Source organism: Dialister sp. (assembly GCF_047832375.1).
In the GTDB taxonomy this organism is placed as follows: Bacteria; Bacillota; Negativicutes; order Veillonellales; family Dialisteraceae; genus Dialister.
Genome location: NZ_CP181256.1, coordinates 2,877,501 through 2,891,996, shown reverse-complemented (window position 1 = coordinate 2,891,996; position 14,496 = coordinate 2,877,501). Strand labels below are relative to the sequence as shown.

The window sequence follows — 14,496 nt, the reverse complement described above, 5'->3', positions numbered from 1 at the left end:
CGACTCCACCCAAAGGAGCTGTGAAAAATGGAAACATTTTTCACAGCTCCTTTGTCCTTTCCTCTCCCGTCGTGCTATGATTAAAAGTAGAATAAAATTGATAGATCCTTACGGAGATGCCTGGATGGCCAAATTTTACAATTTACGGATCAGCGTCATTGGGGGAGATTTTTTCCCCCTGCGACGGGCTCTATCTGCCAGCATGCAGCCGCCACGCCTCAATTTAAATCTCAGATTTCTATTCTTTTAAGGAGTCCCCATGTCCCTTACCCCCATTATCCTCATCATTCTCACCTTCATCGTAAACTTCATCATGGACTTTTCCTTCTGGTCCATCATGCTGTCCCTGGCTTACATGGGCGGCCTGTCCACTGCCGGCAGTGGGAATGACCTGGACCTGCTGGTGAAGCTTTCCCTGGCCTCCGTGCTCATCCCCGGTATCCTGGCAGAAATTGGCCCCTTTGAAAGGATTTTCGTCTTCTCCCAGGGCGGACGGAAAGCCTATGGAGAAGATGCGGCGCTCCTGGAAGAGGGGCTCCATGAAATCTGCCGCCGGGGAGACCTGGATCCCTCGGACTACCACCTCTACGTGGGCCTGCGGAATGAGTACAACGCCTTTTCCCTGGGAAAGAGCATCGTTGTCTTTGCGCCGCTGCTCCGGCAGTTCCCGGAGGGCGAGGTCATCGGCGTCATGGCCCATGAAATGGGACATATCAGAAATGGCCATACCTGGGCAAACCTCCTCTGCGTAGGCATGGAATGGTTCGGCCAGATCATCGTCATGGTGTACAACACCATCTTCTTCATCTGCCGCCTTCTCATCTGGATCCCCTTCCTGGGCATCGTCATCAACCTTTTTGCCCTCTTTATCAGCCTCCAGTACAATATCCTTTATTTCATCCTCCAGATTCCTATGCTCCTCATTTCCCGCTTCGGCAGCCGGAAAGAGGAATACGAAGCAGACGCCTACGCCTGCCACCTGGGACTTGGCAGGGAACTGGCCAGCGGCCTTCTCCGTATCGAATCCATCTACGGCGGGGGAAACTCCGGTTTCTTCCAGAGTTTCCTGAACGACCACCCGGACACACCAAAGCGGATCGAACGGATCCGGAAGATCATTGGTGATGAACGCAGAAAGTCTTTAGACGAATGGGATTGAAGATACTGCGCAGGGCTACGTTCCTGATTCACCAACTCACCAACTCACTAACTCACTGTCTCAACCCAAGGAGCCCCTATGAAGGAAAAACTGACAAAGCTTCGGAAAGAAAATCACTGGTCCCGGTATATCCTCATCATTCTGGGACTCGTGGCTGCCCTGTTCTGCCTGCTCCTCCTGTTTGCAAAAATCCTGAGCTACGGCGCTGCAGAGCTCTTCAACTACGCCGCTGCCCGGCAGACCATGCTCCGGGGCACCATTACCGTGGAATCCATCACCGCCAATATCCATGGCGGCGTGACCTTCGAGAACCTGGCCTGGGACGACCCGGAAGGCAATCCTATCCTTCGGGTCCCCGCAGGATCCTTCAAAGTCAACCCCTGGGATATTCTCCAGAAGCGCTTTGTCTCCACCACCCTCCGGGAAATCACCCTGGAAAACCCGGTTTTTGCCGTTCACTTCGATGAAGACATGAATGTGGACTTCGTGAATCGGAAGCAGGGCGAAATCAAACAGGACAAAGAAAAAGGCAGCGATAAAAACCTGGAAGACCGTATTTCCAACTTCAACCGCCAGGGAAAGCCCCTGAACTTCACCATCACCGTCCACAATGCCCGGATGGAGGCCTTCTACCGGCAGCGTCGGTACCTCATGAACCACGTGGCCATCAGCGGCCACATCAATACGAAAGGGATAAGCCGGCTCTATATAAAAACCGGCGAATTCGGCGGCACCATGGTGGGGGACGGCGTGGAAGCGGACTGCGAAATCAATTTCAAAGAAAAGGGACTCCCCTCCACCATCACCGTCACTGCCGAAGGCGTGGACCCCTCCTCCATGGGACTGGGGGATGATATCCATGACAAGATGACATTGACCGCCTCCGGCAGCGGCCCCCTGGCCCATCCCATCGGCGACGGCACCGTCACCATACCGGAGCTCCACGTGCCGGCCCTGGACTTCTACGACGTGAAAGGGGACATCCACTATGACGACGGTGAAATGACCTTCTCCGATGTCAATGCCCGGGTCTACGGCGGCACCGTCACCGCCCGGGGCGATTACAACATCGACAGCCGGGCCTACAACATCTACCTCCACGGGGAGGGATTGGACAGCCGCATTCCGACAAATGAGCCCAAATTCTACTGCCTCGTCACCCTGGATGGGGAAATCCACTGCGACGGCGACGTGAAACACCTCGTAGCCTTCGGCAGCTTCTCTTCAGGCGGCGGCTTCTACAGCCTCATCCCCTTCAATGGCATCTCCGGCACCTTCAACAACCGGTACCGGGCCCTGGACTTCTACAATGTCACTATCGACACCAACTTCGGCCTCATCCGCACCGATGCCTTCCACATCATCAACGGCAAACTCCATCTGGGTACCATAGAACTGGTGGACAAGGAAACAGGCAAAACCATGAGCATCGCCGACGCCAGGAACCGGGAAGGCCCCATGAAGACCATCAGGCAGATTCAACAGAATATTAAAGAAATCAAAGAGCAGGCAAAGGCACTGAAGCCGTGAGGGAAGTGGCTTAAGGGTAACGCCCTGCGGGCGAGGTGGCTCAAGGGGAACGGGCTTCGCCCTAGGAGTGGTGGCGGCGCATCAAATTAAATAGCGCCGACATTTATATATCCGTACCCATGCAAGCCCTTGGAGAAGGGCCGCGGCATAGCCGCAGGATGGATCGCCGCAGTCGTAAGCAGATGGATGTGAGAGGCTGCTGATATTCATCTTACCTCTATCTCTGCTTCGCAGATTCTGCCTCTTCGAGGCAGATCCATCCCCTGGCCTTCGGCCTGCCCCCTTCTCTAAGGGGGCACAGGTTAATGGTTATTCCCACAAAGGCAAATATTCTCAGTATGAGGTAATCCACAACATGCAGGCCCTTGGAGAAAGGCCGCGGCATAGCCGCAGGATGGATTGACGCAGTCGTAAGCAGACGGATGTGGGATGATCCTGATATTCTTCCCCCATCTCTGCCTCGCAGGACCTGCCTCTTCGAGGCAGGTCCATCCCCTGGCCTTCGACCTGCCGCCGTTTGGCTTAAAAGGAAGGCGCCTTAATGGGCAGGCCAGGCGCCTTATTTATGCCAAACTTGGAAGTCCTATGTGGGCATCCTGCAGAGGATGCCCAAGCCGGGCCCATTTGCGAGCTTAGCCTGCACATTAAGCGAGCACCTTAGAGCCCGGCCGAAGCACTTCCATCTCCAAGGGGGCACTTGCTTTCCGTTATCCTCAATGTGTAAGATAACCAACACCATGCAATCTTCTGCGGCGAAGCCGCTGGCCTTCAATTCTCTTTCCTCAAATCTCAATTCTTTCAAGAAAAAAGCCTCCGATTCCATAGAATTGGAGGCTTTTCAAATGGCTCTCACTTCACCCCAAGGGCGGCGGAGAGGCGATTGACCGTGTCCTTCAGTTCCGCCAGTTCCTTATCCTGCGCTGCCAGCCGGGTTTCATAGGAGGAAATCTTTTCATCCTGCGCTTTTACCTTATCCTGGAGGAATACGATTTCCCGGGCCATGACGGTCTTGGAATAAGACGTATCTCCGGAGCCCCGACCCAGCTTCAGGCTCACCCCGGCGTTCCACATATTTTCCCCGTTGCCGAAGCTGCCGCCCAGGGAAAACATGGTTCCCTCATTGGGCCGGTAGAAAGCACCAACCGCAAAGGCGTGGGCATTCCGGTAACTCCCGGTGGAGGCGGCGAAGTCCCATTTATCGTCGGGATCAAAGTCCAGGGGATGCAGCCCCGCCAGTGCTGCTGCCCCGGCGCCCACCTTGTTCACCCGATGACCGAGGCTGTGGATATCACTCTGGAGGGAGACAATGGAATCCCCGTTCAGGGCCACCTGGTGGTCCAGGGCCTCTATATTTCGGGCCGCACTATTATCCTTCCGGATATAGGTGCCGTCCTTCGATACCCGGGTCTCATTAAATACAGTCCGGCTGTTCACGGCATTGGTGGAATCCCCGGTAATAGAAGTGTCCGCCACATTGGTAATGGTTGTACCCCCATTTCCGGCCAGAGTGATATTGGAAGTATCTACATTTCCATCCTTTACATCATACTTGACTGTCCTCTTGCTCAACGCTTCTAAAGCCTGGTTCGTCCCATAGAGCTGGCTCCCATTGATAGCGTCGGTGCTGTCCGCCGAAATCCGTCCCGGTGCCACATTGGTAAGGACCCTTTCTTTACCTGAAGAACCGACGCTGACGATGCCATTGTCTTCAAATGGAGTACCGGCGAATTTATAAGTTTGTCCATCCAACGTCATTGTGGTCTTCTGGGCAGCAGAAAAATCATAAATCGTCGTCGAGCCTGCTCCAAGGGCCACACTATTATCCATGGAGGCCGCCGCCCCGCTTCCTAATGCTAGTGCGTCTTCGCCTGAGGAATTTGCAGGCCCATGCATACCAAAACCAATAGCAATAGAACCGGATCCTGTTGCTTGTGCTTCGTATCCTATAGCAGTGGAACCCCAGCCCCCAGCCAATGCATTATTCCCCATTGCAGTCGAATTCCATTCCGAAGCCTGAGCAGAATTTCCAACAGCGGTACTTCCATATTTTAATGCTCTTGCACTGTCCCCTAATGCAGTGGAATAAGAACCGGTCGCCTGGGAACCACTTCCAAACGCACTGGAATAACCACCATAGGCCTTAGCACTATTACCAACAGCTGTGTCATCCGAAGTGTAATCTGTATATGTTTTATAAACAGGGAGCCCTTCTTCATAGACTGGATCACCATCATCATCCGTAAGTTGAATAGTGTGAGTCAATCCAGTACCAGCATTGGCCCATCGTCCTATGGCTACGCCATTATGCTGTGCAGATGAAATACCACCAATAGCCACTCCATCACTTTCAGAATTACTCTGAAAACCGATTGAAACAGCATAAGACTGCCCCCTGCTCTGATAACCAACAATGACATTCCCGCTGGATGCATCGGCATCCACTAGCTGCAACCAATAAGTTACTCTCTGTCCATCATTGACTCTTTTCTGTTTCATTACCTGGTAATAATCAGAAGAACCGTTCCCAATAATGATATTACCAGCATGACCAGACTTACCGGATTTTATACCTTCTCCAATAATAGTCGAATTTTCTTCACCGGTCTTTGATCCGATAGCAATGGATGGATTTCTGGGATCACTATTTTCCGCAAGGTTATGTAATAGGGTTGAGTCATCCATAGATCCTTCCGCCCAGGCCGGAGTGCCCACTGCCAGTGTCAGGAGGAGGCCTGCGAGAAGCCCTTTCTGTCCCATTCCCTTCAAGAATTCCCTATGACCCTTCATCATCCCATACTCCCTTCCTCCAAATTTTATACTGGAAAAACAAACACCGTATAATTCATAGAATATCATAGGAAATAAAGAAAAAGTTATAAATCGTTTCTTTCTATAATTATAAGCATTTTATATAGCGTAATGAGTACATGTTATGTTCGCAGCCAAGAACGGGGAACTTCCTTATGCCCCCAGTGCGAAGCAACCACAACCCCGTTGGCGGGCAAAGCGAAAGAGCCCATCACCCTTAGCTCCATCCATACGATCAGGCACCCCACCACCGCTGACGGGGCCTCCGCTCGTCTACACGAGGAAAGTGTCTCACTGATTTCTCAGTCACCTTCGGTTCCCTACGAAATCAGTTCGCTTACTTTTCCCCTCTAAAGAGGGGAGGTCTACAACCTATTGGGCAAACATATAAAAAAGCGGCGCTATATAATTCGTGCGCCGCACCTCCACTCCTCACTCCTCACTCCTAACTCCTCACTTTCACACATATGAAAAAAGCCCCAATCCTACGATTGGAGCTTTTCTCTTAATCAGCAGCTTGTTCCTCCCAGCCATTCCAGCCAATAGCATCGGAATGAGGATAAAGTAAAAAGCCCCAACCTTTCGGTTAGGGCTTTTATCTTAATCAGCAGCTTGTTCCTCCCAGGCCGCTTCCAGCCAAGTACTTTCGGCGTTTGTGAGCTTAACTACCGTGTTCGGCATGGGTACGGGTGTATCCTCACAGCTGTCGCCACTGAATCTCTGAGGGCCTGTTCCCTCAAAACTGCACAGAAGAAACTCCGAAGGCTTTCGCCACGGTCGCGTTTCGTGAAATCTAAGTCAAGCCCTCGACCTATTAGTACTGCGTCGCTCCATGCCTTGCGGCACTTCCACTCACAGCCTATCAACCTCATCGTCTTTAAGGGGTCTTACTCATTGCTGATGAGAAGTCTCATCTCGGGACGGGCTTCACGCTTAGATGCTTTCAGCGTTTATCCTTTCCGGATGCGGCTTTCCAGCCGTGCCACTGGCGTGACAACTGGTACACCGTTGATCCGTCCACTCCGGTCCTCTCGTACTAGGAGCAGCCTCCCTCAAACTTCTTGCGCCCGCGATGGATATGAACCAAACTGTCTCACGACGTTTTGAACCCAGCTCGCGTACCACTTTAATGGGCGAACAGCCCAACCCTTGGAACCTACTCCAGCTCCAGGATGTGATGAGCCGACATCGAGGTGCCAAACCTCCCCGTCGATATGAACTCTTGGGAGAGATTAGCCTGTTATCCCCAGGGTAGCTTTTATCCGTTGAGCGATGGCCTTTCCACTCAGAACCACCGGATCACTAAGCCCGACTTTCGTCTCTGCTCGACTTGTGGGTCTCGCAGTCAAGCTCCCTTCTGCCTTTGCACTCTTCGGCCGGTTTCTGTCCGGCCTGAGGGAACCTTTGGGCGCCTCCGTTACTCTTTCGGAGGCGACCGCCCCAGTCAAACCGCCTGCCTGAGATGGTCCGCGAGGTCGTTACTCTCCGCGTTAGAATTCCAATAAAACAAGGTTGGTATCCCACCAATGGCTCCGTGAATACTGGCGTACTCACTTCTCAGCCTCCCAACTATCCTGTACATCTCTTACCGGAATCCAATCTCAGGTTACAGTAAAGCTCCATGGGGTCTTTCTGTCCAGTCGCGGGTAACCTGCATCTCTGGCGGATTAGGTTAAAAAAACAAGTAAATCTATAGAATACCTCATCACTTACACTTCCATGTTAATTCGTATTTCTCTTGGTATTATATCCTATGTATCAAAGATTAGAATCAGGCAACAAGCAACCAACAAAAAAAGAACGATGCATCGAGAAACATGTTCTCTTTGCATCGTTCTTTTTCCTATCCGTTATTCAATGGTTCGTTGAGCTTATTTATTTTTGTTTTCTTTGACTGTGCGAACACGCTGAATCGTCGGATTGCCTGCTTTGTCTTTTGCTATCGTATCGACAGTGAAGTATTCTAATTCATGCGAGAATTCGCTGAGGATCTTGTCGGACAAGACTGCGCCTTTTGTCATGGCACGATACAAGATAGCTGCAAATTCATACCGCGTCATCGGGCGGTCTCCGGCAAAGTTGCCATCCGGATAGCCTTCGATCATGCCGTTGCCGGCCAGCTGTGCTACGTATTCGTAAGCCCAGTGATTCTGCGGTACATCCGGGAAGAGCTGCAGTTTGGATGTATCTATCTTCTTACCTGCATTGGCATCGAGCATGGCTGACTTCATAGCTTCCAATTCACCGCGCAGTTCTTTTATTTCCTTCGCCATCGCTACACGAGAAGTCGATACATGACTGCTTCCGGAACCTAGTTTGAAGCTTACGCCGGCATTAACCATGTTTTCGCCATTACCAAAGGTACCGCCTACAGAGAACATCGTGTCTTCATTCGGACGATAGTATGCCCCAACAGCAGCTGCATTAGCGCCGCGGTAGTTGCCATAGCCTGCCGCAAAGTCCCACTTCGCATCCGGATCAAAATCCAATGGATGTAATGCTGCCAAAGCCGCAGCACCGGCACCGACTTTGTTGACACGGTTATCGAGGTCAGAAATACGACCATTCATATGGTAAATAGATTCCGTGTTGGCCGTTACCTGGTTATCCAAAGCCGACAAGTTTTCACCAGCCGTGTTAGACTTTTTGACGAAGTTGCCGTCTTTTGCAACTCTCGTTTCGTTATAGAGCTGACCGCCATTAACGGCCTCGGTAGAGCCTTTTTCCACTTTGCCGTTTGCTACATTGGTAATCGTCTGATTATTCGCATTGAGGCCATCTTTGCTGACATACGTCTTATCGCTGATAGACAAACCAGCATTCGTAACCTTGGTATCTCCTGCCGTCAAGCCGTCTTTCGTAAGAGAAATATCTTTTCCTACTGTGACGCCATCCTTATTCATCACTGTATTGCCAGTAGTAACACTATCCAGTTTCAAATCATTCTTCAGGCTGACTTTGTAATCAATACCGCCTGCGTCATTTGTTCCTGTTGAATCAATACTCAAATTGCTATCTGTTGTAGAAACACTGCTATGTTTACCTGCTGTCTGTTCTACTTTTGTGACACGATCTCCCAACTTCGTTACATCACCCTTAATAGTTGTGATATCGCCCTTAATATTCGTGATGTCACCTTCTACTTTAGATACGCGATCGTTGGTCGCTTTGAGTTGACTACCGTTCACTGCATCCGTAGAAGTATCAGAAATTTCTCCAGCAGCTACACCGCTAACTTTTCCGTTTCCATCAATAGTTACTTTATTATTGACAGTAACGGTGCCTTCTTTATCCAACTTCACAGAAGATTTATCATTGGAAATAGTATCTCCAGTGATATCTACATCGGCTAATTTAGCGCCTTTATCGGCATAGACTCTATCTTTTGTGGTAATAGATCCTGTCGTTTCGATGGTGCCATTTGTACCGCTGATGCTAACATTCTTGCCAGGGATATCGCCGAGAAGAAGATCCTTATTCAGGCCTACTTTATATGTCTTTTGACCATCCTGATCGGTTTCTTCTACAGTAATGTTACTGCCCTTGACTACTTTCGTATGTTTACCGGCTTCCTGCTGTACCGCATGGAGCTGGCTGCCATTGATGGCATCGGTAGAGTCGGCAGCAATTCGACCTGCCGCTACACCGCTAATTTTGCCGCTCTGATCAATGGTAACCCTATTGTTGATTGTTACAGTGCCACCATTTCCCATGTGGATAGAAGATGAACCATTGGTCATAGATTCAATACCGGTCAAATCCTTATTCAGATTGACTTTATAATCGGTATGTCCATCTTCCGCTGCCGTAGAGGTAACAGTGGTATTGGTCCCATCAGAAACAGTTGTCTTGGATGCTGCCGTCTGTTTATTCAACTGTCTCATATTGACTGCATCCATATCAGCTTCGCCGTCTGCAACATCATGAATTTGCTGTCCGCCAACACTGACTCTCTTTGTACTAAATGCTAAGACACTGGTTCCACTACCAACAGTCAATCCGTCAGTATTGATGGTCGTATCTCCAAATTTCGCACTATTCAAGCCTGTCAAGTCTTTCTTCAAGGTCATCGTGACTTTAGTACCATCATTTGCAACGCTAATATTATCATCGCCAGAAAAGTCTACCGTATCTCCCGGTTTGACCTGCGTAGCTTTTTCATTACCGTTAGTTGACAAGTTCCAGCCCTTATTAGCGACCGATTCTACACCTTTTAACTGGCTGACATTCACTGCATCTTCATCGGCTGTACCTGCTGTCACATTATGAATCTGCCCGGCTTTATCAACATTTACTTTGCCGTTCAAGTATACACTATTATTCATTAATACAACATTCGTATTTCCATACGACATACCTGCATAGCCTTCATTCAGGACAACTTTGGACGGACCGTTGGACAGGGTATCTTTTGTAATGTCTACATCGGCTAATTTAGCGCCTTTATCGGCATAGACTCTATCTTTTGTGGTAATAGATCCTGTCGTTTCGATGGTGCCATTTGTACCGCTGATGCTAACATTCTTGCCAGGGATATCGCCGAGAAGAAGATCCTTATTCAGGCCTACTTTATATGTCTTTTGACCATCCTGATCGGTTTCTTCTACAGTAATGTTACTGCCCTTGACTACTTTCGTATGTTTACCGGCTTCCTGCTGTACCGCATGGAGCTGGCTGCCATTGATGGCATCGGTAGAGTCGGCAGCAATTCGACCTGCCGCTACACCGCTAATTTTGCCGCTCTGATCAATGGTAACCTTGTTGATTGTTACAGTGCCACCATTTCCCATGCGGATAGAAGATGAACCATTGGTCATAGATTCAATACCGGTCAAATCCTTATTCAGATTGACTTTATAATCGGTATGTCCATCTTCCGCTGCCGTAGAGGTAACAGTGGTATTGGTCCCATCAGAAACAGTTGTCTTGGATGCTGCCGTCTGTTTATTCAACTGTCTCATATTGACTGCATCCATATCAGCTTCGCCGTCTGCAACATCATGAATTTGCTGTCCGCCAACACTGACTCTCTTTGTACTAAATGCTAAGACACTGGTTCCACTACCAACAGTCAATCCGTCAGTATTGATGGTCGTATCTCCAAATTTCGCACTATTCAAGCCTGTCAAGTCTTTCTTCAAGGTCATCGTGACTTTAGTACCATCATTTGCAACGCTAATATTATCATCGCCAGAAAAGTCTACCGTATCTCCCGGTTTGACCTGCGTAGCTTTTTCATTACCGTTAGTTGACAAGTTCCAGCCCTTATTAGCGACCGATTCTACATCTTTTAACTGGCTGCCATTGATGGCATCGGTAGAGTCGGCAGCAATTCGACCTGCCGCTACACCGCTAATTTTGCCGCTCTGATCAATGGTAACCCTATTGTTGATTGTTACAGTGCCACCATTTCCCATGCGGATAGAAGATGAACCATTGGTCATAGATTCAATACCGGTCAAATCCTTATTCAGATTGACTTTATAATCGGTATGTCCATCTTTATCAATCGTTACATTATCTCCGGCACTGTATGTAGTATCTTTTATATCATAAGGTGTTCCATTAATAGTTAATCCTGTGGCTTTTCCGTTAGCATCTGTCTCTGCCGTAACAACAGAGCCTGTCTGAAATGTTTGAGATTTGTCTCCAACTTTAACAGTTACTGATGTATCTTGACCATTCGTACCATCGTTTCCAGTTAAAGCAATCTTATCTGTAACGGGACTCCCATCATTACGTATCAAGGAAATGCTTCCATTCTCCATGGTTACATTTTTAATGTCCTGAGCATAAAGCACGTTATCATTCTCAACTAATCTATCGACAACTTTATTAATGTCCCCAATGGTCAATGTTGTATTATACGTCAACTCACCACATTTATCTGTATGTCCATGACCCGGATAATTAGGATTAACATGTTTTAAATTAGGATCATTTAACTGCGTGGTTTTATCTGTTGTATTGTCATATGAAATAGTTTCTTTTATCGGTTTTACCCTTGTATCTGTTACATCATCAGCAGCATATATAACGCCTGTCCCGATAGTTAGCATAGTTGCTGCCATAACAGCCGCTACAGATGCAGCTTTTATACGGCTTGAACCCGTTTGATGATTTTTAGCAAATTCCGAAGCTACAACATAGCAATTTCTTGCTTTATTCCACACGACTTTGTATATTTTATTCATATAGATAATCTCCTTTCAGTAGGTATACGTTTCTCACACTATTTTCGGTTATACGAAAAAAAGAACGACGCCGGTCTTTAGGTTCTGTCACGATGACGACTTTACCGCATTCCCGACAGGTAAATTCTCGATGCATTGCTACCGAAGATACTTTTTGGGAATGTTTCCAATATAATTTTTCACAATGCTGTGAACAGAATTTAGTACGGCAGTCTCTGCCATCTGTTACCCGCACGTGTTTACCACACCGCAGACACGTAAATTCCCGTATAACGGGAGCATAAAGAGCCCCTTCGACACGGTTGTCATTGATTCCATGGTGATTGGCATACCTCCTGCAGGTATATCCGCAGTATCGCTAGGTAATACGGGTCGGGGTAAATTCTTTGCCGCAAACAGCACATTTCATACGAACATGGTCATGCTCCTGTCATTCCATACTGAATGGCAGACAGGTGGTAACCAATCATTGAAAATAACAAACGAATGCAAACATGCCAAAAAGGACAGTATATGCCTACACTGTCCTTCTTTATATCTATATGAAACAAAGCGCACCCATTCCTGGGCCTGTTTTTTTATATATGTATCTTTATTATCTTGTAAATCCCCCTCTCCTGTATATTGTTTAGCCGTCACCTCTCTGCCGATATACATGATGGCCGTAAAACTAGTTGTAAAGTAAGAAATCATCAGTTGGACAGGATACATGGTTTTCACCTACTTACGTTTTATGATAATTTTACTATACCATAATATGGAAGGAACGGCAAGATATCCGGAATAAAGCACAAAAAAAGACGCACTGGAAATCTCCAGTACGTCTTTTTCGTTGAATCAGCAGCTTCCTATCCTCCCAGGCCGCTTCCAGCCAAGTACTTTCGGCGTTTGTGAGCTTAACTACCGTGTTCGGCATGGGTACGGGTGTATCCTCACAGCTATCGCCACTGAATCTTTGAGAGTCTGTTCTCTCAAAACTGCATAGAAGAAGTTCCGAAGGCTCTCGCCTCTGGTCGTGCTTTTCGTGAAATCTAAGCTAAGACCTCGACCTATTAGTACTGCGTCGCTCCATGACTTGCGCCACTTCCACTCACAGCCTATCAACCTCATCGTCTTTAAGGGGTCTTACTCATTGCTGATGAGAAGTCTCATCTCGGGACGGGCTTCACGCTTAGATGCTTTCAGCGTTTATCCTTTCCGGATGCGGCTTTCCAGCCGTGCCACTGGCGTGACAACTGGTACACCGTTGATCCGTCCACTCCGGTCCTCTCGTACTAGGAGCAGCCTCCCTCAAACTTCTTGCGCCCGCGATGGATATGAACCAAACTGTCTCACGACGTTTTGAACCCAGCTCGCGTACCACTTTAATGGGCGAACAGCCCAACCCTTGGAACCTACTCCAGCTCCAGGATGTGATGAGCCGACATCGAGGTGCCAAACCTCCCCGTCGATATGAACTCTTGGGAGAGATTAGCCTGTTATCCCCAGGGTAGCTTTTATCCGTTGAGCGATGGCCTTTCCACTCAGTACCACCGGATCACTAAGCCCGACTTTCGTCTCTGCTCGACTTGTCTGTCTCGCAGTCAAGCTCCCTTCTGCCTTTGCACTCTTCGGCCGGTTTCTGTCCGGCCTGAGGGAACCTTTGGGCGCCTCCGTTACATTTTAGGAGGCGACCGCCCCAGTCAAACCGCCTGCCTGAGATGGTCCACGAGGTTGTTAGTCTCCGTGTTAGAATCTCAGCAACATAAGGGTGGTATCCCAACATCGGCTCTGTAACACCCAAAGGCATTACTTCAACGCCTCCCACCTATCCTGTGCATATGTCACCGGGATTCAATCTCAAGCTGCAGTGAAGCTCCATGGGGTCTTTCTGTCCAGTCGCGGGTAACCTGCATCTTCACAGGTATTTCAATTTCACCGGGCCCCTCGTTGAGACAGTGCCCAAATCATTACGCCTTTCATGCGGGTCGGAACTTACCCGACAAGGAATTTCGCTACCTTAGGACCGTTATAGTTACGGCCGCCGTTCACTGGGGCTTCAGTTCGAAGCTTCGCCTAAGCTGACCTCTCTCCTTAACCTTCCAGCACCGGGCAGGCGTCAGCACCTATACTTCAGCTTTCGCTTTCGCAGGCACCTGTGTTTTTGGTAAACAGTTGCTTGGGCCTCTTTTCTGCCACCCTTTTCTGTTCCGGGGGTCTCTCCCTTTCGCCTACTCAGGGTCATCCTTCTCCCGAAGTTACGGATGCAATTTGCCGAGTTCCTTAACGAGGGTTTTCCCGCGCACCTTAGGATTCTCTCCCCGCCTACCTGTGTCGGTTTACGGTACGGGCGGATGAATTCTCGCTAGAAGTTTTTCTTGGCAGTGTGGGATCCATGAGTTCGTCAAAGTCGCCTTTAACTCCCCATCATGTCTCTGCTTTCAGGTAAGGGGATTTGCCTCCTTACCAACATACGCACTTGGACGCGCTCTTCCAGCCGCGCGATCATGTGCCCTCCTGCGTCGCTCCTTCGCTCAAACGACTTCATCCGGTACAGGAATTTCAACCTGTTGTCCATCGCCTATGCGTCTCCGCCTCGGCTTAGGTCCCGACTTACCCTGAGTCGACGATCGTTGCTCAGGAACCCTCGGGCTTTCGGTGGAAAGGATTCTCACCTTTCTTTTCGATACTCATACCGGCATTCTCACTTCTTATATGTCCACATCTCCTTACGGTAATGCTTCTTCCTTATAAGAACGCTCCCCTACCCATGATATTGCTATCATGCCATAGCTTCGGTTCCGTGCTTGAGCCCCGGACATTTTC

Annotated in this window: 4 protein-coding genes, 3 rRNA genes and 1 other annotated feature (1 of these 8 cut by a window edge); of the genes, 2 read left to right on the top strand and 5 right to left on the bottom strand. The window is 49.0% G+C overall.

Annotated features, from left to right (window positions below; all coding sequences use genetic code 11):
* Positions 1-259: 259 nt before the first annotated feature.
* Both ACFWUL_RS11370 and ACFWUL_RS11365 read left to right on the top strand, forming a co-directional pair.
* Positions 260-1,159 carry a M48 family metalloprotease gene (locus tag ACFWUL_RS11370; protein ID WP_416177373.1) on the top strand — a complete coding sequence of 300 codons (900 nt, stop codon included), beginning with the start codon at positions 260-262 and terminating at the stop codon, positions 1,157-1,159.
* A 78-nt stretch (positions 1,160-1,237) separates the two neighbouring features.
* On the top strand, positions 1,238-2,689 hold the full coding sequence (locus ACFWUL_RS11365) for a hypothetical protein (protein ID WP_416177372.1): 1,452 nt from the start codon (positions 1,238-1,240) through the stop codon (positions 2,687-2,689).
* 849 nt (positions 2,690-3,538) lie between these two features.
* Here ACFWUL_RS11365 and ACFWUL_RS11360 read toward each other — a convergent pair.
* The 5 genes from ACFWUL_RS11360 to ACFWUL_RS11340 all read right to left on the bottom strand — a co-directional run.
* Positions 3,539-5,185, bottom strand: coding sequence for a YadA-like family protein (locus tag ACFWUL_RS11360; protein WP_416178127.1), 1,647 nt, complete (start codon positions 5,183-5,185; stop codon positions 3,539-3,541).
* Between the two features lie 914 nt (positions 5,186-6,099).
* A 5S ribosomal RNA gene (gene rrf, locus ACFWUL_RS11355) occupies positions 6,100-6,214 on the bottom strand.
* A gap of 77 nt (positions 6,215-6,291) precedes the next feature.
* Positions 6,292-7,213: a sequence feature (23S ribosomal RNA rRNA prediction is too short), on the bottom strand.
* Positions 7,214-7,368: 155 nt separating this feature from the next.
* Entirely contained in the window at positions 7,369-11,691 is a 4,323-nt protein-coding gene (locus ACFWUL_RS11350) for an ESPR-type extended signal peptide-containing protein (protein ID WP_416177371.1), read from the bottom strand.
* Positions 11,692-12,526: 835 nt separating this feature from the next.
* A 5S ribosomal RNA gene (gene rrf / locus ACFWUL_RS11345) occupies positions 12,527-12,643 on the bottom strand.
* 80 nt (positions 12,644-12,723) lie between these two features.
* Positions 12,724-14,496, bottom strand: a 23S ribosomal RNA gene (locus tag ACFWUL_RS11340) (it continues 1,154 nt past the right edge of the window).